Origin of the sequence: Amycolatopsis sp. SB7-3 (assembly GCF_041021335.1) — a bacterium.
GTDB classification, from domain to species: Bacteria; Actinomycetota; Actinomycetes; order Mycobacteriales; family Pseudonocardiaceae; genus Amycolatopsis; species Amycolatopsis japonica.
This window is the reverse complement of record NZ_JBFPJQ010000007.1, coordinates 122870-145395: the sequence shown is the minus strand read 5'-3', so window position 1 is coordinate 145395 and position 22526 is coordinate 122870. Positions and strand designations below refer to the sequence as shown.

General features: G+C 69.2%; 18 protein-coding genes. 12 read left to right on the top strand and 6 right to left on the bottom strand.

Annotated elements, in window-relative coordinates:
- Nucleotides 1–50: 50 nt before the first annotated feature.
- Nucleotides 51–635 carry a hypothetical protein gene (locus AB8M46_RS35550; protein WP_037346159.1) on the bottom strand — a complete coding sequence of 195 codons (585 nt, stop codon included), beginning with the start codon at nucleotides 633–635 and terminating at the stop codon, nucleotides 51–53.
- 277 nt (nucleotides 636–912) lie between these two features.
- On the opposite strand from AB8M46_RS35550, the gene AB8M46_RS35545 reads away from it, so the two are divergent.
- From AB8M46_RS35545 to AB8M46_RS35510, 8 genes are all read left to right on the top strand, one after another.
- On the top strand, nucleotides 913–1350 hold the full coding sequence (locus AB8M46_RS35545; RefSeq protein ID WP_038518537.1) for a hypothetical protein: 438 nt from the start codon (nucleotides 913–915) through the stop codon (nucleotides 1348–1350).
- Between the two features lie 23 nt (nucleotides 1351–1373).
- Entirely contained in the window at nucleotides 1374–3473 is a 2100-nt protein-coding gene (locus tag AB8M46_RS35540; protein WP_037346153.1) for a (Fe-S)-binding protein, read from the top strand.
- A 48-nt stretch (nucleotides 3474–3521) separates the two neighbouring features.
- Nucleotides 3522–4436 carry a metal ABC transporter substrate-binding protein gene (locus AB8M46_RS35535; RefSeq protein ID WP_394363027.1) on the top strand — a complete coding sequence of 305 codons (915 nt, stop codon included), beginning with the start codon at nucleotides 3522–3524 and terminating at the stop codon, nucleotides 4434–4436.
- Nucleotides 4433–5176 carry a metal ABC transporter ATP-binding protein gene (locus AB8M46_RS35530; protein ID WP_394363026.1) on the top strand — a complete coding sequence of 248 codons (744 nt, stop codon included), beginning with the start codon at nucleotides 4433–4435 and terminating at the stop codon, nucleotides 5174–5176. Before AB8M46_RS35535 ends, AB8M46_RS35530 begins: the two co-directional genes overlap by 4 nt.
- Nucleotides 5173–6042 (top strand): metal ABC transporter permease, encoded by an 870-nt coding sequence (locus tag AB8M46_RS35525; RefSeq protein ID WP_037346150.1) that lies wholly within the window; start codon nucleotides 5173–5175, stop codon nucleotides 6040–6042. The genes AB8M46_RS35530 and AB8M46_RS35525 overlap by 4 nt, the downstream gene beginning before the upstream one ends.
- 72 nt (nucleotides 6043–6114) lie before the next feature.
- The gene (locus AB8M46_RS35520) at nucleotides 6115–6930 is read left to right on the top strand and encodes an ABC transporter ATP-binding protein (protein WP_394363025.1); all 816 of its coding nucleotides are present in this window, start codon (nucleotides 6115–6117) and stop codon (nucleotides 6928–6930) included.
- Nucleotides 6931–6947: 17 nt separating this feature from the next.
- On the top strand, nucleotides 6948–7925 hold the full coding sequence (locus AB8M46_RS35515; protein WP_394363024.1) for an ABC transporter substrate-binding protein: 978 nt from the start codon (nucleotides 6948–6950) through the stop codon (nucleotides 7923–7925).
- On the top strand, nucleotides 7925–9940 hold the full coding sequence (locus AB8M46_RS35510; protein WP_394363023.1) for an iron ABC transporter permease: 2016 nt from the start codon (nucleotides 7925–7927) through the stop codon (nucleotides 9938–9940). Before AB8M46_RS35515 ends, AB8M46_RS35510 begins: the two co-directional genes overlap by 1 nt.
- Before the next feature lie 62 nt (nucleotides 9941–10002).
- Here the strand turns inward: AB8M46_RS35510 and htpG are convergent, their stop codons facing one another.
- The 3 genes from htpG to AB8M46_RS35495 are packed head-to-tail and all read right to left on the bottom strand — an operon-like array spanning nucleotide 10003 to nucleotide 14771.
- Complete coding sequence (gene htpG, locus AB8M46_RS35505; protein ID WP_037346144.1) at nucleotides 10003–11868, bottom strand: molecular chaperone HtpG; 1866 nt, start codon at nucleotides 11866–11868, stop codon at nucleotides 10003–10005.
- A gap of 20 nt (nucleotides 11869–11888) precedes the next feature.
- Nucleotides 11889–13484: an alkaline phosphatase D family protein gene (locus tag AB8M46_RS35500; protein WP_394363022.1), complete on the bottom strand. Its 1596-nt coding sequence runs from the start codon at nucleotides 13482–13484 to the stop codon at nucleotides 11889–11891.
- A 51-nt stretch (nucleotides 13485–13535) separates the two neighbouring features.
- Nucleotides 13536–14771: a YncE family protein gene (locus AB8M46_RS35495; protein WP_394363021.1), complete on the bottom strand. Its 1236-nt coding sequence runs from the start codon at nucleotides 14769–14771 to the stop codon at nucleotides 13536–13538.
- A 144-nt stretch (nucleotides 14772–14915) separates the two neighbouring features.
- Here AB8M46_RS35495 and AB8M46_RS35490 point away from each other — a divergent pair, with 144 nt between their 5' ends.
- Both AB8M46_RS35490 and AB8M46_RS35485 read left to right on the top strand, forming a co-directional pair.
- Entirely contained in the window at nucleotides 14916–16055 is a 1140-nt protein-coding gene (locus tag AB8M46_RS35490; protein WP_394363020.1) for a helix-turn-helix domain-containing protein, read from the top strand.
- Between the two features lie 62 nt (nucleotides 16056–16117).
- Nucleotides 16118–17779, top strand: coding sequence for a sulfatase (locus AB8M46_RS35485; RefSeq protein ID WP_394363019.1), 1662 nt, complete (start codon nucleotides 16118–16120; stop codon nucleotides 17777–17779).
- A gap of 18 nt (nucleotides 17780–17797) precedes the next feature.
- On the opposite strand, the gene AB8M46_RS35480 is transcribed toward AB8M46_RS35485, so the two are convergent.
- The gene (locus AB8M46_RS35480) at nucleotides 17798–18757 is read right to left on the bottom strand and encodes a helix-turn-helix transcriptional regulator (protein WP_394363018.1); all 960 of its coding nucleotides are present in this window, start codon (nucleotides 18755–18757) and stop codon (nucleotides 17798–17800) included.
- 61 nt (nucleotides 18758–18818) lie between these two features.
- Here AB8M46_RS35480 and AB8M46_RS35475 point away from each other — a divergent pair, with 61 nt between their 5' ends.
- Nucleotides 18819–19976 (top strand): epoxide hydrolase family protein, encoded by a 1158-nt coding sequence (locus tag AB8M46_RS35475; RefSeq protein WP_394363017.1) that lies wholly within the window; start codon nucleotides 18819–18821, stop codon nucleotides 19974–19976.
- A gap of 71 nt (nucleotides 19977–20047) precedes the next feature.
- Here AB8M46_RS35475 and AB8M46_RS35470 read toward each other — a convergent pair whose 3' ends face one another.
- Entirely contained in the window at nucleotides 20048–21052 is a 1005-nt protein-coding gene (locus AB8M46_RS35470; RefSeq protein WP_394363016.1) for an aldo/keto reductase, read from the bottom strand.
- 46 nt (nucleotides 21053–21098) lie between these two features.
- Here AB8M46_RS35470 and AB8M46_RS35465 point away from each other — a divergent pair, with 46 nt between their 5' ends.
- Nucleotides 21099–22448 carry a PLP-dependent aminotransferase family protein gene (locus AB8M46_RS35465; RefSeq protein ID WP_394363015.1) on the top strand — a complete coding sequence of 450 codons (1350 nt, stop codon included), beginning with the start codon at nucleotides 21099–21101 and terminating at the stop codon, nucleotides 22446–22448.
- The last annotated feature ends 78 nt before the right edge of the window (nucleotides 22449–22526 follow it).

Below are 22526 nucleotides of genomic sequence, written 5' to 3'. Positions count from 1 at the left end.
CAGAACGCCGGCCCCCACGCTGATGGCACCCATAGTGTTCCTTTTCTGCTTCAGATGTCCAAAGACTCGACCCAGAAGAACTCGCGTTCGGAGTCGTAGTCATAGAGAACCACGCGGCTGCCCGCCGTCAGGTTGCCTTGGCCCGCCTGCCGAACGTCCACAATGGCCGTCGACCCGTCGGCGGCGGCGACTTCGGCCTGCCCGAAGTCGTGCGTGACCGACGAGGTGCGGATGACCGCCGCCCTGCCGACGAAGTCCTTCCTGCTCGGTTCCCTCGCGGGACCGAACACCCGGCGTAGTGGCACCACGATCACCCTCGTCCCGAGTGTGCCGAGGACGAGCGCGACGGCGAGCACGCCGACCCCGAACCCGATCCTCGATGGTGTCGAAAGCTCAAGGTCATCGAGAAGAACCGTCCCTGCCAGGCTGGCGAACCAGGTGAATGCGATCAGCAAAGAGAGCGAAATGGACAGTGGGACGCCGCCGAAACCGGCCAGGAGCCCGTCGCCGCCGTCGAAGTCGTCGACATCGACCGCGCCGAGCAGTGCCAGCAGCCAGTAGCCGATCACCACGATCAGCAGGAAGCTGAAGAGCACGGCCGGGAACCCCAGAGCCGCGGTGACGAACCCGCCCATCGCCGTCGTTCCCTCCCCCATTACCCCGGGTCAGGACTATAACCAGCGCGTGACGCCGGGCGGGCCGTTTTCGGCTACGACTGGGTCACGGTGTGCGGAAGCGTGCGCGGGCCCTCCCCGCATTTAGTCCTCTGAATGCGATCCGGCCTGGGAGCGGAGCGTTACGCCGACCGGCCGCCCGGAAGCCATCCGGTTGGACCTGTCGCGCCATCGGGGCGAGCCCTACTCTCCAGTATTGAGAGTGACACAGGACACACCACGGTCTTGGGAGGCTCCCTTGGGTTGGCACGTTCGCGAGACGATCGACGAGGATCAGCGCGAACGGCGGATCCGCCACGTCACCCGGTGCCTGAGTTGCACGCTCACCTGCGTCCATTGTGGACTCCCCGCGCGCTTCTCCGTGCCCGCCGGACATCCCGGTCTCGGCGTCGTCGAACACCTCCCCGGCGTGACCTCCCCCGGTCTCCCCGATCTCGCGCTGCTGCACCGATTCTGCCGGGACAACCTCGCCGCGGAGCCGGGGATCGCGCTCAGGCGCGCCTATCTCGGCCTGGCGACCGAACTCTTCGAAACGGGGCGGCGGATCCGCCGTCACCGCAGGCTCGGCGTGCATCCGCCACGGCCGGGCCATCTGGAGGCCTACCGAAAACGGTGGCGAGTGGCCAAAATGCGGTACGCCTGCAAGGCGTGCCGGTACTACACCGGCTCTCACTGAGCCGATTCTCCCCCGGAGGACTCGTGCTCGTTCGTCTCATCCTCGGTCTGCTCATCACCGTCGCCGGCCTCGCCTTCGCCGCCCGTCGCGCCGTCTGGCTCTACAAACTGATCCGCTCCGGCCAGCCGGACGAGAAACGCTCCGACGTCATGGCCGTCCGCGCGAAAACGCATCTGGCCGAGGTCTTCGGGCAGCGCAAACTGCTCAAATGGTCCGTCCCCGGACTCGCGCATCTGTTCACGTTCTGGGGTTTCGTGATCCTCGGTTCGGTCTACGTCGAGGCGTACGGCGCCTTGTTCGACCACGACTTCCACATCCCGCTCATCGGGCACTGGGCGGTCCTGGGCTTCCTGCAGGATTTCATCGCGGTCGCGGTACTCGTCTCGCTCGCGGTCTTCGCGGTCATCCGGATCCGCCAAGCGCCCGAACGGAAGGAGCGCGCGTCGCGGTTCTTCGGCTCGCACACCGGCGGCGCCTGGCTGATCCTGTTCATGATCTTCAACGTGATCTGGACGATGTTCCTCTTCCGCGGCGCTTCGGCGGCGGTCGGCGTCTTCCCGTACGAGTCGGGCGCGTGGGTCTCCCTCGGCGTGGGCGAACTCCTGGAGCCGCTGGGCACGTCGGTCACCGAGCCGCTGGAAACCGTCGGGCTGCTGCTGCACATCGGCGTGATGCTGGCGTTCCTGTCGATCGTGCTCTACTCCAAGCACCTGCACATCTTCCTGGCGCCGGTCAACGTCACCGCGAAACGGCTCCCGGACGCGCTCGGCCCGCTGCTGCCGATGGAATCCGGCGGCAAGCCGATCGACTTCGAGGATCCGGGCGAAGACGACACGTTCGGCCGCGGCAAGATCGAGGACTTCACCTGGAAGGGCATGCTCGATTTCGCCACGTGCACCGAATGCGGCCGCTGCCAGTCGCAGTGCCCGGCGTGGAACACCGGGAAACCGTTGTCCCCCAAGCTGTTGATCATGGATCTGCGGGACCATCTCTTCGAGAAGGCGCCGTACATCCTGGACGGGAAGGAAGCCCCCGAAGAGCGTCCGCTGGTCGGTACCAAGGAGGACTTCGGGGTCATCGACCCGGACGTCCTCTGGTCGTGCACCACGTGCGGCGCGTGCGTCGAGCAGTGCCCGGTCGACATCGAGCACGTGGACCACGTCGTGGACATGCGCCGCTACCAGGTGATGATCGAGTCGGCCTTCCCGAGCGAGCTCGGCGTGCTGTTCAAGAACCTCGAGACCAAGGGGAATCCCTGGGGCCAGAACAACTCCGACCGCCTCGCCTGGACGAAGGACCTCGGCTTCGAGGTACCGGTCTTCGACGGCGAACTCGCCGACGACGTCGAGTACGTCTACTGGGTCGGATGCGCGGGCGCGTTCGACGACAACGCCCGCAAGACCGTCCGCGCCACGGCGGAACTCCTGCATCTCGCCGGGGTGAAGTACACGATCCTGGGCACCGACGAATCGTGCACCGGCGACCCGGCGCGCCGTTCCGGCAACGAATTCCTCTTCCAGATGCTCGCGCAGCAAACCGTCGAGACGCTGAACGCGGTGTTCGAAGGCCGCGAACCGGGGACCCGCAAGATCGTCACCACCTGCCCGCACTGTCTCAACACCCTCGGCCGCGAGTACCCGCAACTGGACGGGCACTACGAGGTCCTGCACCACACGCAACTGCTGAACCGGCTCGTCCGCGCGGGCAAGCTGACGCCGGTCAAACCGGTCGACGCCGGCCCGGTGACCTACCACGACCCGTGCTACCTCGGCCGCCACAACAAGGTCTACGAGCCGCCGCGCGAACTCGTCGGCGCGACCGGCGCGACGCTCAGCGAGATGCCCCGGCACGCGGACCGCTCGCTGTGCTGCGGCGCCGGCGGCGCGCGGATGTGGATGGAGGAGCAGATCGGCAAGCGCATCAACCTCGAACGCGTCGACGAAGCGCTCGGCACCGACGCCGAAACGATCGTCACCGGCTGCCCGTTCTGCCGCGTGATGCTGAACGACGGTCTCGTGCAGCGGCAGAGCGAGAAGCGTGGCGAGAACGTCACCGTGCGCGACGTTTCCCAGCTACTGCTGGAGTCCGTACGGGAGCGGGACCGGACGGCCACGGAGATTTAAGGCACACGTGAGTTGGAAGTTCGGCATACCGAACTCTAGACTCACGGGATGGCGAATCTGCGCAAGACCGTGTGCGCGCTGGCGGCGTCCGCACTCGTCCTGTCCGCGTGCGGCGGGCCCGCCGGCGGCACGGACGACAAGCGGCCCGTGGTGCTGACGACGTTCACGGTCCTGGCGGACATCGCCTCGAACGTCGCGGGCGACAAGCTCAAGGTCGAGTCGATCACCAAACCCGGCGCGGAGATCCACGGCTACGAACCCACGCCGGACGACATCAAGAAAGCCGCGAAGGCCGACTTGATCCTCGACAACGGGCTGAACCTGGAGGCGTGGTTCGCCCGGTTCGTCAAGGAGAGCGACGCGCCGCACAAGGTGGTCAGCGAAGGCGTCCAGCCCATCGCCATCGGCGAAGACGCCTATCAGGGAAAGCCGAACCCCCATGCGTGGATGTCCCCGAAAAATGTGGGTATCTACGTGGACAACATGGTGAAGGCGTTCAGCGGGCTCTCCTCCGGCGACGCCGCCGTGTTCAAGGCCAACGGCGACGCCTACAAGGCGAAATTGCAAGGGGTGCAGGACGAGATGACGAACGCGCTGAGCGCACTGCCGAAGAACGAGCGCGCGCTGGTCACCTGCGAAGGCGCCTTCTCCTATCTGGCGCGCGACACCGGGCTCACCGAGCGGTACATCTGGGCGGTCAACGCCGAACAGCAGGCGACCCCGCAGCAGATCACCCGCGCGATCGGGTTCGTCAAGGAGAACAAGGTGCCCGCGGTGTTCTGCGAGTCGACCGTCTCCGACGCCCCGATGCGGCAGGTCGTCTCCGCGACCGGGGCCGCGTTCGGCGGCGTGCTCTTCGTCGACTCCTTGTCCGGGCCGGAAGGTCCGGTGCCGACGTACCTCGACCTCATCCGCCACGACTCGAAGACGATCGTCGCCGCGCTCACCGGGGCGAAGCCGTGACGGCCGCGATCCGCGTCGAAGGCGTCACCGTCCATTACGGAGACGTCCTCGCGCTCGACGGTGTCGACGTCACGCTCGATCACGGCCGCGTGTGCGGACTGGTCGGGATGAACGGCTCCGGCAAGTCGACACTGTTCAAGACGATCATGGGGATGGTCCGGCCGGACACCGGCACGGTGTCGATCGACGGTGGCGCCCCCACCCGCGCCCGCAAGACCGGCGTGATCGGGTACGTGCCGCAGAGCGAGGACGTCGACTGGTCGTTCCCGCTGTCCGTGCGGGACGTCGTGATGACCGGCCGCTACGGGCGGCTCGGCTTCACGCGCCGCCCGCGCCGCGCCGATCACGAAGCCGTCGACCACGCGCTGGAACGGGTCGAGCTGACCGAACTCGCCGGACGCCAGATCGGTCAGTTGTCCGGTGGACAGCGCAAACGCGCGTTCGTCGCGCGCGGGATCGCCCAGGGTGCCCGTGTCCTGTTGCTGGACGAGCCGTTCGCCGGGGTGGACAAGCGATCCGAGGCCACGATCACCCGGCTGCTCAAGGAACTCGCGGCCGGCGGCGCCGCGGTCCTGATCTCCACCCACGATCTGCACGCGCTGCCCGGCCTGGCCGACGAGGCGATCCTGCTGATGCGCAAGGTGCTCGCGCACGGCTCCCCCGGCGAGGTGCTCCGGCCCGAGAATCTCGCGCTGGCCTTCGGACTCGACGTCCTGCAACGGGAAGAAGAACTCGCGTGAGTCTGTACGACCTGTTCCTCGAACCGCTGAGCTACGACTTCATGGTGCGGGCGCTGGCGTCCACGGTCATCGCGTCCGCGGTCTGCGCGGTGCTCTCGTGCTGGCTGGTACTGATCGGCTGGTCGCTGATGGGTGACGCGGTCTCGCACGCGGTGCTGCCCGGTGTCGTGCTCGCCTACGTCCTCGGCGCGCCCTTCGCGCTGGGCGCCGTGGTGTTCGGCTTCCTCGCCGTGGCGCTGATCGGCGTCGTCCGGGACACCAGCCGGGTCAAGGAGGACGCCGCGATCGGCATCGTGTTCACCACGTTGTTCGCGCTCGGTCTGGTGCTGATCTCGGTGACCCCGAGCCAGACCGACCTGAACCACATCATCTTCGGCAACCTGCTCGGCGTCGACACCTCGGATCTGATCCAGATCGGCGTCCTCGGCGCGATCACGCTCACCCTGCTCGTGCTCAAACGCCGTGATTTCACCTTGTACGCCTTCGATCCCACGCACGCGCACGCGATCGGCCTCAACCCGCGGGTGCTCGGCGCCGCGCTGCTCGGCCTGCTCGCGCTGACCGCGGTGGTGGCACTGCAGGTGGTCGGCGTGATCCTGGTGGTGGCGATGCTGATCATCCCCGGCGCGACGGCGTACCTGCTGACCGACCGGTTCGGCCGCATGCTCGTGATCGCGCCGTCGTTCTCGGTGCTCGCGGCGGTGGCCGGGCTGTATCTGAGCTACCACCTCGACACCGCGTCCGGCGGGATGATCGTGCTGGTGCAGGGCGCCGGGTTCACGCTGGTCTACCTGTTCGGGCCGCGGCACGGGATCGTCGGGAAGCGGCTGGCCAAGCGGCGGCGGGAAACGGCACGGGCAGCGTAACCGGACAATCACCCCGCGCTCTGTGTCTCTCGTGACATGGGGCTGAGCCTCGCGTTAGGTTAGGCTCCCCTCATGTCTACGGAAGACGCGCTGCTCACCGGCCATGACCTGGTGCTCGCGCACCAAGAGCGGGCCGTGGTGGACGGGGTGTCCCTGTCCCTGCGCGCCGGTACGGTGACCGCGCTGGTCGGGCCGAACGGCTCCGGCAAGTCGACGCTCCTGCGCTCGCTGGCGCGGCTGCACAAGCCCCGCGAGGGCGGCGTCCGGCTCGGCGAACGTGCCGTCTGGGGCGGCAACGCGTTGTCCGGCAAGGAATTCGCCCGCCAGGTCACGCTGCTGACCCAGCACCGGCCCACCCCGAGCGGGGTCTCCGTGCGCGACGTCGTCGCCTACGGCCGGTATCCATACCGCTCCGGCTGGCGCGGGGTCGACGTCGACGGCGCCGCCGCGGTCCGCCGCGCGATGGAGCTCACCGGCGTGACGGCGATGGCCGAACGCGGGGTCGACGAGCTCTCCGGCGGCGAACTCCAGCGCGTCTGGCTCGCTTCCTGTCTCGCCCAGCAGACCTCCGTGCTGCTGCTCGACGAGCCCACCAACCATCTCGACCTGCGCTATCAGGTCGAGATCCTCGACGTCGTCCGCGATCTGGCAGGAGAAGGCGTCGCGGTCGGCGTGGTGCTGCACGACCTCGACCACGCGGCGATCATCGCCGACGAGGTCGTCCTGCTGAGCGAGGGAACCATCGTGGCCACGGGTGACATCGGGCAGGTGCTCACCTCCGAACACCTCTCCCAGGCCTACGGCGTCACCGTCCACGTCGCGAACGACCCGGTGACGGGCGCGATCCACTGCAGGCCACTCGGGCGGTATTCGCCCAGGCCCGCCTGAGAAATCCAGGAAGAACCATGCGTTTGTCGATCCCTGCCGCCCTCGTCGCGGCGACGGCCCTGCTGTTGTCCGCCTGCGGCACCACGGAGAACACCGCGGCCGCGCCGGGCGAATCCGCCGCCGCGAGCGGACCGGTCACGGTGACCGACGCCCGCGGCAAGACCGTCACCCTCAAGGCCCCGGCGAAGCGCGTCGTCGCGCTGGAGTGGGGCGAGGCCGAAATGGTCGCGTCGCTCGGTGTCATGCCGGTCGGCGCCGCGGACGTCGCGGGCTACAACGTCTGGGACAAGGCCGCTCCCCTGTCCGCCGAGGTCAAGGACGTCGGCAAGCGCAACGAACCCAGCGTCGACGCGATCGTCGGGCTGAACCCCGACGTCGTCATCATCGCCGACGAGCGCGACTCGACCCTGGTCCCGCAGATCGAAAAGTACGTGCCGGTCGTGGTGACCAAGTCCAGCGACGCGAGCCGGAACTTCGACCGCCTGCGCGAGGACTTCAAGCTGATCGCGAAGACGGTCGGCAAGGAGGCCGACGCGGACAAGCAACTGTCCGAAATGGACGCCAAACTCGCCGAGGGCAAGAAGGCCGTCGAGGCCAAGGGCGCCGCGGGCACCCCGTTCCTGATGGCCGACGGCTACCTCGAAGGCAGCACCGTCAGCATCCGCCCGTTCGGCAAGGGTTCGCTGGTCTCCGACACCGCCGAGGCCGTCGGCCTGAAGAACGCCTGGACCGGCAAGGTCGACCCGCAGTGGGGTCTCGGCCAGACCGACGTCGAGGGCCTGACCGCGATCACCGACCCGAAGACCGTGCTGTTCTACAGCGCGTCCGAAGAGGACGTCTTCACCACCGGGCTCGCGCAGAACGCCGTCTACCAGCGGCTGCCGTTCGTGGTGTCGAAGAAGATCCACAAACTCGAGTCGGGCACGTGGACCTTCGGCGGACCGAAGTCGATCATCCTGACCGCCGACCAGATCGTGAAGGCAGTCACGACCTGATGCGTGCCCGCACCATCGCGGTGTCGGCGGGACTGGTGGTGCTCATCGCCGTCCTCGCCGGCATCCACCTGACGCAGGGCACTTCGACGTCCGGTCCGCTGGACGTGGTGAAGGCGATCTTCGGCCAGGGCGACGCGCAGACCCTCGCGGTACTGGAGGGTGCGCGCGTCCCCCGGCTGCTCGCCGCGTTGCTGCTCGGGATCGCACTCGGTGTCGCGGGCGCGGGAATGCAGTCCGTGGCACGGAATCCGCTCGCCTCGCCGGACACGCTCGCAGTCAACGCGGGCGCGCACTTCGCCGTGGTCGCCATCTCCGCGTTCGGTCTCTCGTTGCCGCTCGTGCCGGTGGGCGGGGCGGCGTTCGTGGGCGGGCTCGCGGCGGCCGTCGTCGTCCTCGGTCTCGCGGGCGGCGGTGCCGCGAGCCCTCGGCTGGTGCTCGTCGGTTCGGCGATGCTGCTGGCGCTCCAGTCGGTGACCGTCCTGCTGCTGCTCCTGTTCGAGGAGGAGACGAGCGGGTTGTTCGCCTGGGGCAGCGGTTCGCTGACGGTGGCCGATCTACGCGCGACCGGCCAGATGACGCCGATCGTGGTGATCGCCGTGGTGGCGCTCATCGCGATGGGCGGCAGACTCGACATCCTCGCCCTCGGCGACGACAACGCGACCGTGCTCGGCCTGCGCGTCCGCCAGACCAGGGTCACCGCGATCGTGCTGACCGTCGCGCTGACCGCGGCGGCGGTGACCGTCGCCGGCCCGGTCGGGTTCGTCGGGCTGAGCGCGCCGGTGATCACGCGACTGCTGCTGCCGATCGCCAAACATCGCGCCCTGCTGCCGGTTTCCGGACTGGTCGGCGTCGTCACGGTGCTCGGCGCCGACGTCGTCCTGCGGGCGATTATGGGTTCGGCCGCCGCCGTGCGGGTGCCCACCGGGGTGGTGACCACGATCGTCGGCGCCGTCGTGATGGTGTGGCTGGCGCGGCGCGGCCGGGGAAGCGGCTCGCGTCGACCGGCCCCGGCCGGGCGGGTCGGGGTCGCCGGATCGACCCGGCGGCTCGTGCTCATTTCCGTCGTCCTGGTGGCTCTCCTCGCCGTCGTCCCGGTGGCAGGCCTGATGCTGGGCGACCGCATGGTGCTGCTCGGCGACCTCGCGAACTGGGTCACCGGCAACACCGGGACCGCGCTCACCTTCGTGCTGGACCAACGGCTTCCGCGGGTGCTGGCCGCGCTGCTCGCCGGTGCCGCGCTGGCCGTGTCCGGCTGCGGCATCCAGTCGGTCAGCCGCAACCCGCTCGCCGAACCCGGCCTGCTCGGCATCACCGCGGGCGCCGGACTCGGCGCGATCACGCTGATCACCATCGTCCCCGCGGTCGGCGCCTGGTCGATCGCGGGTGCCGCCGGGGCCGGCGCGACCGTGGTGTTCCTGCTGGTCTACGGGCTGGCTTGGCGGTCTGGGCTGGACTCGGACCGGCTGGTGATCATCGGCATCGCGGTCTGGTCGGCCGGGATGGCGCTGATCACGCTGCTGATCGTGGTCTCCGACCCGTGGAACTCGGCCAAGGCGCTGACCTGGCTGTCCGGCTCGACCTACGGCCGCACGCTGGAACAGGTCGTGCCCGTGGCGCTCGCGCTCGTCGCGCTGACGCCGTTGCTGTGGATCAAGCACCGCGAACTCGACCTGCACGCCCTCGACGAGGACACCCCGCGCGTGCTCGGGATGCGCATCGAACGGTCACGTCTGGTGGTGCTGGCGGCGTCCGGGATCCTCGCGGCCACCGCGGTGTCCGCCATCGGCGTGGTCGTCTTCGTCGGCCTGGTCGCACCGCATCTGGCGCGCTCGCTGGTCGGGGGACGGCACGGCCGGATCGTCCCGGTGGCCGCGGCGCTCGGGGCGCTGCTGGTGAGCGTCGCGGACACCCTGGGGCGGACGGTCATCGCGCCCGCCCAGATCCCGGCGGGTCTGGTCATCGCGATGGTCGGGACGCCGTACTTCGTGCTGGTGCTCTGGAAGACCCGGCCCTGAACGCGCGTGAAGGCCTCCTTCCCTCGGCTGAGCCGAGGGAAGGAGGCCTTCACGCGCTTCGACTACAGAGTCTTCTGCAGGTGTGTGGCGAGCAGCTTGGTGAAGCGCGCGGGGTCGGCCAGTTCGCCGCCTTCGGCGAGCAAAGCCATGCCGTACAACAGTTCCGCGGTCTCCGCGAGCCCTTCGGACTCGCCCTTCTCGGTGAACGAGGACCGCAGCCCGGACACCAGCGGGTGCCCCGGGTTCAGTTCCAGGATCCGCTTGATCTGCGGCAGTTCCTGGCCCATCGCGCGGTACATCTTCTCCAGCGTCGGGGTGACGTCGTTCGTGTCGCCGACGATGCAGGCGGGCGACGTCGTCAGCCGCGACGAGAGCCGGACCTCCTTGACCTGCTCCGACAGCGTCGTCGTCAGCCAGGTCAGCAGACCGGAGAACTCCTCCTTCTGCTCGTCGGTGGTGTCGGAGTCGAGTTCGACCTCGCCCTTCGCGACCGACTGGAACTGCTTCTCCTCATAGCCGGAGACGGCGTCGACCCACATCTCGTCGATCGGGTCGGTGAGCACGAGCACCTCGTAACCCTTGGCCTGGAAGGCTTCCAGATGCGGGGAGTTCTCGATGCTCTGCCGCGACTCGCCGGTCAGGTAGTAGATGTGCTCCTGGCCGTCCTTCATCCGCTCGACGTACTCACGCAGCGACGTGAGCTTCTCCGGGTCGTTCGTCGAGGCGAACGAGCAGATGTCGAGGATCGCGGTGCGGTTCTCGTGGTCGTCCAGCAGGCCTTCCTTGACGGCCCGGCCGAACTCCTTCCAGAAGGTGTCGTACTTGTAGCGGTTCTCGTCGGCCATCAGGGTCTTGACCGTCGACAGCACCTTCTTGACCAGGCGACGGCGGATCAGCTGGATCTGCCGGTCCTGCTGCAGGATCTCGCGCGAGACGTTGAGCGAGAGGTCCTGCGCGTCGACGACGCCCTTCACGAAGCGCAGGTACTCCGGCATCAGCGCTTCGCAGTCGTCCATGATGAAGACGCGCTTCACGTACAGCTGGACACCGCGTTTGCGCTCCCGCATGAACAGGTCGAGCGGCGCGTGGCCGGGCAGGAACAGCAGCGCCTGGTACTCGAAGGTGCCCTCGGCCTGGAGCCGGATCGTCTCCAGCGGGTCGTTCCAGTCGTGCGCGACGTGCTTGTAGAACTCGTTGTACTCGTCTTCGGTGACGTCGGACGACGGACGGGCCCACAGCGCCTTCATCGAGTTGACCGTGACGACCTCTTCGCCTTCGGTCATCCGGATGGGCCAGGTGATGAAGTCCGAGTACTTCTTGACGATCTGCTTGATCTTCGTGGCCGAGGTGTAGTCGAAGAGCTGGTCTTCGGCGTCCTCGGGTTTGAGGTGCAGGACGACCGACGTGCCCTGCGGCAGGTCCGGGACCGTCTCGATGGTGTATGTGCCTTCGCCCTCGGATTCCCAGCGGACGCCCTCGTCCGATCCGGCACGGCGGGTCAGCAGCGTGACCTTGTCGGCCACCATGAAGCTGGCGTAGAAGCCGATGCCGAATTGGCCGATCAGATCCTGCGAGGCCGCGGAATCCTTGGTCTCCTTCAATTTCTTCAGGAATTCGGCGGTGCCGGATTTCGCGATCGTGCCGATCAGCGCCACGACGTCGTCCCGGCTCATCCCGATTCCGTTGTCCCGCACGGTGAGGGTGCGGTTTTCGGGGTCGGTCGCGATCTCGATGTGGAGATCGTCGGTGTCCGCCTGGAGTTCCTTGTCGCGGAACGCTTCGAGGCGGAGTTTGTCCAGTGCGTCGGAGGCGTTGGACACCAGCTCCCGCAGGAAGGTGTCCTTGTTCGAGTAGATCGAGTGGATCATCAGCTGAAGCAGCTGACGTGCCTCCGACTGGAACTCGAGTGTTTCGGCAGAGGTTGTCACGGGCCGATATTACCCAGCGACTATTCGGCCCGGGTAAGCCTCTGTCGGGCCACTTCGACCAGTCCGTCGCCGGTCGCCTGCTCGATCGTCGTGACGCACGCCCGGCCCTCGGTCTCGACCGTGGCGATGACGTTGCCGAAATGCGGTCCGGACACCTTGGTCCAGGTCAGCGGGTCGGCCGCGACGCCGCCCCGGTCGGCCCAGCGGCGCGCGAGGGACGCCACCGCGTCCGACCACGTGCCGGCGAAGGCCCAGCGGAGTGGACGCGGCATGGCGTTGTGGACCGGGGAGCAGGTGAGCTGGAAGACGGTCGATGTCACCGGCTCGGGGTAGTGCGCCTCGGCGATGTAGGCGTGGTGGACGTCGCCCGAAAGCACCGCGATGGTGGCGGGCGGGTCGTCCCGCCGTCCCTCACGGGCGATCATCGCGGACAACCGCTCGAACGAAGCCCGGAACGCGGCCCAGTGTTCGAGGTCGGCGGCTTGGCGGATCTTCTCCGCGAGCCTGCCGCGCCATCCGGGACGCTCGCAGGCACGTTCGTTCAGCGACTGCAGGTGGGAGATGACCGGCGGCAGCAGCCAGGGCAGCGACGAGCCGATCAGCAGGTGGTCGCACGGCGCGGCGGCGTTCTCCTCGATCCAGTCGAATTCGTCGTCGTCGACCATGGACCGCGCGCCGCCCGCCAGGATCCGCCCCGCCCGGCTGTCGATGACCAGCAACCGCACGCCGCCGAAGTCGCGGCGATAGCTCCACCGCGCGCCTTTGGTGCCGTCGCGCTCGTTGTCGGCTTCATCGGCGAACGCGGAGAGCAGATCGGCGTTGTCACCGCCGGAACCGATCGCCTGCTGGAAGGTGGCGTCTTCGGCGAGTTCCGCGGGGCCGAGGTTCCCCAGGTGCTGGTAGACCCAGTAGGACATGATCGCGCCGCGCAGCCGTTCCCGCCACCACGGCTGCGCGCGCATCCGCCGCTGCCAGGCGAGGGAGGTGTTCCAGTCGTCGCGGACGTCGTGGTCGTCGAAGATCATCGACGTCGGCACGGTGGACAGCAGCCAGCGGATCGCCGGTTCGCCCCAGGCCTCGAAGTACAGATGGGTGTATTCCTCGAAGTCCATCACCTCGGTACCCGGTGGGCGGGAGGTGTCCCGGCGCCGTTTCAGCCATTCCTGCGTCTCGTCGGTGGTCTCGTCGGCGTAGACCTGATCGCCCAGCATCAGCAACGCCTGCGGCCACTCGGTTTCCTCGCCCGCGGCCATCCGGCGGGCGTACGCGGCCAGCGCGTCCGGGCCGTAGGTGTCGCCGTCGTGCGGTTTGCGGCACGAGCCGAAGACGAGCCGGACCCTCGACTCCTCCTCGGGCAGCGTCCGGATCCGGCTCGGCGGGAACTCGGAATCGGCCGGAGGCCACACCTTTTCGCCGTCGACGCGTACTTCGTATTCGACGCACGAGCCGGGTTCGAGACCGGTCAGCACCAGCAGGGCGTAGTGGTGGCCCTTGATCTCGAACGTCCTCGCGGTGGTGCCGAGCACTTCGACCTCACCGGCTGTGCCGGTCTCGACCCACACCGTCGCCGACGTTTCGTCGACATGCCGCAGCAAGGGCCCCAGACGCAGACTCATTCCTGAAACGGTGCCACAGCGGGGCCAAGATCGTGCGCTGAGCGGCGCGGGTCACCGGCCGGCGGGTCCCGACCAGCCCTCGGGCACGTGGCCGATCCGGATCCGCTGCGGGTGGTCGCCGACCGGGACGGACTTCACCTTCGCGCCGGTCGCGAAGTCGATCGCGGTCACCTGGTCCGAGCCGCTTTCCGAGATGACGCAATGCCTTCCGTCGCCGCTCACGGTCGCCCAGTACGGCTTCGCCGCCGTCACGAGCTGAGCCTCCCGCAGGCTGGCGCGGTCCACAATGGTCGCGTAGTCGTCCATCGTCCCGGCGACGCAGAGCTTGTCACCCGCCGGGCTCATCGAAAGCCCGTGGTGCCGCGAGTCGTTGACCCAGGTGGTGCGGTCCTCACTCGTGTTCGGGTTCTTCGGCAGCGTCGTCGACCGCGTGATCCGGTCGGTGGCGACGTCGTATTCGAGAAGGCCGTTGAAGAACGACACCTGGAAGTACAGCTTCGACTCGTCGGGGGTGAAGGCCACCGGCCGGACGGCGTCGGAGAGATCGCCACGCCCGAAGGTGTCCAAGCGCTCACGCATGTCGATCACCTTCACCTGCTTGAAGGTGGTCGCGTCGACGACGGTGAGCCGCCGGTCGCCCTTGGTGAAGTCCTGCCACGGCGCGTCGAGCGCGGTGTTGACCTCGCCGATCGAGCTGTTCCAGAGGTAGCGGCCGCCGTCGGTGTAGGTGTTCTCGTGCGGTTTGTCGCCGGTCTTGAACGAGCCGAGCTGCCGTCCGGTCTCGATGTCGAGCACGTGGACGGTGTTCGACGTCGAGGCCGACACCGCGATGCTGCGGCCGTCCGGCGAAACGGCCATGTGGTCGGAGCGGAAACCCGACACCGGGAACCGCCAGTTGACCCGGCCGGTGGCGAGGTCGATCGACACGACGTCGGCGAAACTCGGGCGGGACGCGACCACCGCGCGGCCGTCCGGCGTGGTGTAGAGGTCGTCGACGAGCTGGTCGTGTCCCTCGCCGACGCCGTTGCGGATGCCGAGGAAGAAGGCGAGCTTGATCGGGTTCAGGTAGATCTCGGTGAGCCGCTCGGCCTTGTCCGGCACCATGTCGACGCGCGCGATCTTCGCGTAGTCGCCGGAGGGCGCGATGACGTCCGCGGTCCCCTCCCAGTTGTTGCCCACGAACAGCACCTGCCGCAGGCCGTCTTCCGCCGCGGCGGCGGGCACCGAGCCCAGTGCCGCGGCGAGGCAGGTCACGAGGACGGTGTTCAGCAGCCGGCGTTTCCGCATCACGCGCACCTTTCGGCGAGGGCCTGTTACCTTTCGGTAGCTCACAGGAAACCAACCGGCCGGACACCCTCGGTAGGGGACGGTCGCCAAGGACCGCCGGTTTCGTTGTGCACCGGGCACAATCCGCGCGGGAAGGCGGTGGCGATGGCGCACCGGTCGCTCCACGAGGTGCTGGCCGCGATGGCCGCCGACGCCGACGTCGTCGACGAAGTGGTCCGTGCCGCCCGCACGGAGTCGCCGGAGGTCGCGATCCTGCCGGTGGGCGAGAACCGGCGGCATGTCGCGATCGTGCTCGCCGCCGGGCTCGCCTCGTTCGACCGGCCGGGCGGGACCGGGGAGCAGGACTACGCCGCGGCCGCCGTCCTCGGCGCGGACCGGGCCGCGCAGGGGGTGCCGCTCGCCGCGCTGCTGCGCGGGGTTCAGGCCGGCCGCAGCCGCGCGGTCGAGATCGCCGTCGAGCGCGGCAAGGCGGCCGGGGTGCCGGACGACGTCATGCTGGCGGCGCTGGTCGACTTCGACCGGAACACGCGTGCGCTCGAACGGCAGGTCATCGCCGGGTATCACGAGGCCGAACTCGAACTCTCCCGCACGGTGCACGACAGCCGGGCCCGGGTGCTGCGGCGGTTGCTGGGCGGCGACACGGCGGCGCCCTCGGCCGAGGAGGTCGCGAACGCCGGGCTGAACCCGGGCGGGCGCTATCACTGTCTGCTCTCCGACGTCGGCGATCCGTATCAGGCGCGGGTCGTCGAGCGACGGCTCGGCGCGACGGGTGGCGTCTTCGGCCTGGTCGACGGGCGGCTGACCGGGCTGGCACCGCGGCTTCCCACCCCGTCGGCGCTCGGGGACGACGTCCTGATGGTGGTCTCCCCCGCCGTCCCGCTCGCGGAGGTCCGCGGGATGCACGCGCTGTGTGTGATGGCCCTGCCGACGGCCGCGCGGTCCCGCGGTCTGCACGCGGTGGCCGATCTGGCCGTCGAGACCGCGCTCGCCGCCCAGCCGGGGCTCGCCGCGCTGCTCGCTGACACCCTGCTGAGCGCGCTGACGCCGGGCGATGACTTCCACGAACAACTCGTCTCGACCGCGCTGGCCTACCTCGACCACGGGCGGCGGCTCGACCAGACCGCCGCGGCGTTGCACGTCCACGCGAACACCGTGCGGTACCGGCTCGCCCGGCTCGGCGAGATCACCGGGGCGTCGCTCGATCCGCCGGACGACGACGGCGGTACGCATGTGCGGCACACCGTCGGCTGGTGGTGGGCGCTGCGCACCTGGCGCTCGGGCTGAACCGCCCGGGTCCGTCGTCCGTGTAACCCGGTGAAGGCTTCTCCACCCGGAAGGAACCCGCCTTGTCGGTTTTCACGCGCCCCGCCCTCGTGGGCCTGCCCGGCGACCGGACGGCCGCCCGTGAGATCGCGTCCAGCGCGGTGACCACCCTGTCCGCCGTTCTCGTGCTGTTCGCGCTGCTCGCGCCGGCCGACCTCGACGCGCTGACACCCGAGGCGTTCGTGCGGTTGCCGGTGGAGGCGCTGCTCGGGGTGGCGGTGGTGCTCATGCTGCGCGACGGCGCCCGGCGGATCGTCGCGGTGTCCGCCGGCGCGATCCTCGGGCTGCTGACCGTGTTCAAGGCCATCGACATCGGTTTCGGGCTCGCGCTGAACCGGCGGTTCAATCCGGTTTTCGACTGGGGTGTGCTCGGCAACGGCGTCGACCTGCTCGGCACGTCGATCGGCCGGACCGGCGCGATCGCGTCGTTCATCGGGCTGACACTGCTCGCGGTGGTGGTGATCGTGCTGATGGCGCTGGCCGTGCTGCGGTTGAGCCGGGTGGTCGCCGGACGGCGCACGGCGTCGACCCGGGTGACGGCCGTGCTCAGCGTGGTCTGGATGGTGTGCGCGGTCTCCGGCGCGCAGCTCGCTCCGGGACAGCCCCTCGCTTCGCGCAGCGCGGTCGCCTTCGCCTACGACGACCTCCGCCAGGTCCGGGCCGGGATCCGGGACAGGCAGGCCTTCGCCGAGGAAGTCGCCGTCGATGCCTTCCGTGACACGCCGTCTTCCGGGCTGCTGAACGCGTTGCGCGGCAAGGACGTCCTGTTCACCTTCATCGAGAGCTATGGCCGGGTGGCCGTCCAGGACTCGGACATCGCCCCCAAGGTCGACGCGGTCCTCGACGCCGGGACCACGCGGCTGAAGAACGCCGGCTACGGCTCACGCAGCGCGTTCCTGACGTCGCCGACGACGAGCGCGGGCAGTTGGCTGGCGCACTCGACGTTCCAATCCGGGGTGTGGGTCGACAGCCAGCACCGCTACGACGACTTCGTGAAGACCGACCGGTTCACCCTCGGTGGCGCGTTCAAACGCGCGGGCTGGGAGACCGTCGGCGTCGTCCCGGCGCATACCGAGGACTGGCCGGAAGGCAAGGTCTACGGCTACGACCGCTACTACGACTCGCGAAGCATCGGGTATCACGGCCCGCAGTTCTCCTACGCCACGATGCCGGACCAGTTCACGCTTTCGGCGTTCCAGCGGGCCGAACGCGGGACGCCGGACCGCCCGCCGATGATGGCGGAGATCGACCTCGTCACCAGTCACTGGCCGTGGACACCGCTGCCCCGCATGGTCGACTGGGCCGCCGTCGGCGACGGATCGATCTACGATCCCATGCCCTCGCAAGGGAAAACGCCCGAAGAGGTGTTCACCGATCCCGCCAAGGTGCGCGGCGCGTACGGGGACTCGATCGCCTATTCGCTGAACTCGCTCATCTCGTACGTGGAGACGTACGGCGACGACGACCTCGTGCTCGTGTTCCTCGGCGACCACCAGCCGAACCCGATCGTCGCCGGTGCGGGCGCGGATCACGACGTCCCGATCACCGTGGTCACGCGGGACAAGGCCGTGCTCGACAAGGTCGCGGCGTGGCACTGGCAGGACGGCCTGCACCCGGACCGGAACGCGCCGGTGTGGCGGATGGACACGTTCCGGGACCGGTTCCTGACCACCTTCGCCGGCTGAAACCCCGCATTCAGAGGACTAAATGCGGGTGGCGTCGCGATACCGGTCGGCGAGCTCGCGCAAGTAGTCGACTAATTGCGGGGGTTCGGTGACGCGGAAAGGGGCGTTGAGGAGTCCTAAGTGGACGGCCATCGTCTCGATGCTGTCCGCGCCGGTGTGCAGGACACAGGTGTTCGCGTCGACGGCCTCCACCGTCCCGACGGCCGGGTTGATCCGCGCGGTCACCTCTTCGGCGGACGCGTGCACGGTGACGTCGGCCCGGTAGCGCCAAGCGGCGGACGACACCCCGCGCCGCACGCGATCGGTGACGCCCTCGGGCAGCTCGCGCGCGGTGAACCGCGGGCCGGTGGGGACGCGCGGGGTCAGCCTGTCGACGCGGAAGGTGCGCCAGTCGCCGCGGTCGAGGTCCCAGGCGACGAGGTACCAGCGGCGTCCCCAGTTCACCAGGCGGTACGGCTCGACCTTGCGGACGGTTTCCGAACCGTCGTGGGTCCGGTAGCCGAACCGCAGCACCTCACGATCCCGGCAACAGGCCGTCAGCACGGTGAGCGTCTCGGCGGTGACGCGCGGGCCGGGCTCGTCCCTCGGCACCGGGACCGTGTACGCCTGCAAGGCGTTCACGCGGCGGCGCAACCGGGACGGCAGCACCTGCTCCAGTTTGGCGAGCGCGCGCAACGACGTCTCCTCCACACCCGCGATGGTGCCGCCCGCCGCGGTGCGCAGGCCGATGGCGACCGCGACGGCCTCCTCGTCGTCCAGGAGCAACGGCGGCAGGTCGGCGCCCGCGCCGAGCCGGTAACCGCCGACGGAACCGCGGGTCGCGTTCACCGGGTACCCGAGCGCGCGGAGACGCTCGACGTCGTTGCGGATCGTGCGGGCGCTGACCTCCAGGCGTTCCGCCAGTTCGGTGCCGGTCCAGTCACGGGGAGTCTGCAGAAGGGAGAGCAAACGGAGCAATCTTGCCGAGGTTTCCAACATTTCTTCAGGCTGCTCCTCCATTAGGAACGGGATGTTCCTAATGGCACTCTACCTTGGTCTCATGAGCGAAAACACCGAGATCAAGCCCTTCCGCGTCGAGGTCCCGCAGGCCGAACTGGACGACCTCGCCGACCGCCTGGCCCGCGTCCGCTGGGCGAACGAACTGCCCGCCGACCAGGTGACCGACGGGGTGCAGCGCGGACCGGTCACGCCGGGCTGGGAGTACGGCGTGCCGCTGGAGTACGTGCGACGGCTGGTCTCGTACTGGCGCGAGGGCTACGACTGGCGGAAGTGGGAGGCGAAGCTCAACGAGTACCCGCAGTTCACCACGGAGATCGACGGGCAGAACATCCACTTCCTGCACGTCCGCTCGCCGGAGCCGGAAGCGACGCCGCTGATCCTCACGCACGGCTGGCCGAACTCGGTCTTCGAGTACCTCGACCTGATCGACCAGCTGACGGACCCGCGTTCTCACGGGGGCGACGCGGCGGACGCGTTCCACGTGGTGATCCCGTCGCTGCCCGGGTTCGGTTTCTCCGGCCCGACGCGCGAGAAGGGCTGGAACCGGTACCGCACGGCTCAGGCGTGGGCCGAGCTGATGCGCCGCCTCGGCTACGAGCGCTACGGCACGCACGGGAACGACGCCGGTTCGTTCGTCGCCCCCGAGGTCGGCCGGATCGACGCCGAGCACGTGCTCGGCGTGCACGTGACGCAGCTGTTCTCGTTCCCCAGCGGCGACCCGGCGGAGTTCGAGGGCATGACCGAGAAGGAACTGGAGTACCTGCAGTTCCTCCAGTCCTTCAACGACGACATGTCCGGCTACGCGAAACTCCAGGAGAGCGCGCCGCAGAACCTCGCGCACGCGCTGGCCGACTCGCCGACCGGGCAGCTGGCCTGGAGCGCGCAACTGCTGTCGGCCACGAGCGACGACCACGTGCTCACCAACGCCACGCTGTACTGGCTCACCAACACCGCGGCTTCGGCGGCGCGGTTCTATTACGAGGACAAGCACAGCGAGCACCCGGCCGAGCCGACGACCGCGCCGACCGGGCTGGCCAGCTTCGCCTACGACTTCCGGCCGCTGCGGCGCTTCGCCGAGCGGGACCACGCGAACATCGTTTCGTGGCAGGAATTCGACCGCGGCAGCCACTGGGCGACGCAGGACGCGCCGGACCTTTTGGTGGGGGACATCCGGGCGTTCTTCCGCAAGCTTTCCTGAGCTTCCGAAAGTCCGTGAAGGCCTCCTTCCCTACCCTGAAAGTAGGGAAGGAGGCCTTCACGGCCCGGGCCTCAGGCGCCGGCGCCGTCCAGTACCGCCACGGCCTCCGCGCTCAGCTCCAGCGTGAAGGCCGGCCGGATCGCCTCGTAGTGTTCCCAGGTCCGCGGGCCGATCAGCGGCAGCACCCGCGGCGACGTCTGGCGCAGCAGCCACGCCAGCGCGACCTGGTTCCCGGTCGCCCCCACCTCCCGCGCCACGCTCTCGACGGCGGCCATCCGCGCCTCGCCGTCCGCGCCGGCGTAGGTCTGCCAGACGGGATGCGCCAGCCGCCGCGCGGAGTCGTCGTAGATCCCGCGCAGGATCGACGAGTACGCGGCGAGCGCGATGTCTTCGTTGTCTCGCAGGAAGTCGAGCATGTCCCCGGTGGCCAGCGACGCCGAATCGGCCACCGGCCGCAGGTACGAATGCTGCAACTGGACGGCCACCGGCGAGGCCCAGCCGTGCCGCTCCGCGAGCGCGCGGATCCGTTCCAGCCGCCAGGTGCGGACGTTGCTCCAGCCGATCTGCCGCACCTTCCCCGCGCGGACGATCTCGTCGAGCGCGGCCAGCGTCTCCTCCAGCGGCGTCGCCCGGTCGTCGACGTGGACGTAGTACAGGTCGATGTGGTCGGTGCCGAGCCGCCGCAGGCTTTCGTCGACGCCGCGCCGGATCACGTCGCCGCCCGCGCCCTCGAAATGCCGTCCGATGTAGTCCCAGTCCGCGGTGCCGTCGTCGTGGTACCCCTTGCGCGCGCTGTCGGCGTCGGCGACCGCGGCCGACACCTTCGTCGCGAGGAAGACCTTGTCCCGCCTGCCTTTCAGCAGTTTCCCGAGCAGTTCCTCGCTCTCCCCGCCCGTCGCGCCGGGCACCCACCACGAGTAGCAGTTCGCGGTGTCGAGGAAGTCGCCGCCGTCGTCGAGGTACGCGTCCAGGATCCGCGCCGAGGTCCGCTCGTCGGTGGCGGTGCCCATCGTCATGCACCCGAGCGAGACCTGGCTGACCTTCCGGCCGGTCCGGCCGAGTTCCACCTTTTCCATGGTCTGGACCTTATGCGCGATCGGTCCGGTACTACAGTCCGTTCACATGACCAGATCCCGGACCAATCTGGCTTGGGAAGTGCTTCTCGACCTCTCCGGGCCGGGCCCAAGGCACGAGCGGCTCACCAGGGCCCTGCGCACCGTGATCCGCGACGGCACGCTCGGCTCCGGCGCCGCGCTGCCGCCCAGCCGCACCCTCGCCGCGGATCTGGGTTGCTCCCGCTGGGTGATCACGCAGGCGTACGAGCAACTGATCGCGGAGGGCTACCTCGCCGCGCGCACCGGATCGGGCACCGTCGTGCGCTGGTCCACGTCGGGCGCCGAGCCCGCGAAACCCGCCGTACGCAAGGTGTCGCCGCCCGAGATCGACCTCGCGCCCGGCCTGCCCGATCTACGGCACTTCCCTCGGACGCGCTGGGCGGAGGCGGTCCGCGAAGTACTCGTGAACGCTCCCCACGGCGAGTTCGGCTACCCCGTCCCCGGCGGGCATCCACGGCTCCGCGCCGTACTCGCCGACCACCTCCGCCGCTGCCGGGGTGCGGTCGTCGACGACGTGCGGATCGCGTCCGGCGTCACCGACGCGTTCGGCCGCCTGTGCCGGGCGTTGCTCGCGGCCGGGATCACCCGCGTCGCGGCCGAAGACCCCGGCTGGCACACCCTGCGACGCGTCGCGACACGCGCCGGGCTCGACGTCGTCGGCGTTCCGGTCGACGAAGAGGGGCTCCGCGTCGAGGAGATCCCTCCCGGCGTCCGGGCCGTTCTCGTGACCCCGGCGCACCAATTCCCCACCGGCACCGTCTTGTCACCCGCCCGCCGCGCCGGGCTGCTGGCCTGGGCGCGCGAGGCCGACGGCCTGATCATCGAAGACGATTACGACGCCGAGTTCCGCTACGACCGGCGTCCGGTCGGGACGGTGCAGGGCATGGATCCGGCGAGGGTCGCACTGCTCGGTTCGGTCAGCAAGACCCTCAGTCCCGCGCTCGGCCTCGGCTGGTACGCCGTCCCTCCACAGTGGACGGATCGGGTCGAGCCCTCGCCCACTCCGCCGGCACTGGACCAGCTGGCGTTCGCGGCCTTCCTCGAACGCGGCTCGTACGACCGGCATCTGCGCGCGGCCCGACGCCGCTACCGCGCCCGGCGCGACGCCCTGGTCGACGCGCTCGGCCCGGCACGCCTGTCCGGCGTCGCCGCCGGCCTGCACCTCGTACTGGAACTGCCCGGCGGATCCGCCGCCGCGGTGGTGGAACGGGCGGCGGCCAAAGGCTTGCGCGTGGCCGATCTCGACGACTACCGCGTGGCGCCCGGCGAACCCGGGCTGGTCCTCGGCTACGGCAACCTCGCGGATGGCTCCGTGGGCACCGCCGCCCGCCTGTTGCGGGAAGCCATCGCGCGATGACGGTTCCAGTGAGGGGTAAGTGTCCACAGTGGTCACTTTCCCGGCAGCGGGGAGTCGTGAGTGGCAAAGAGGGTTAGA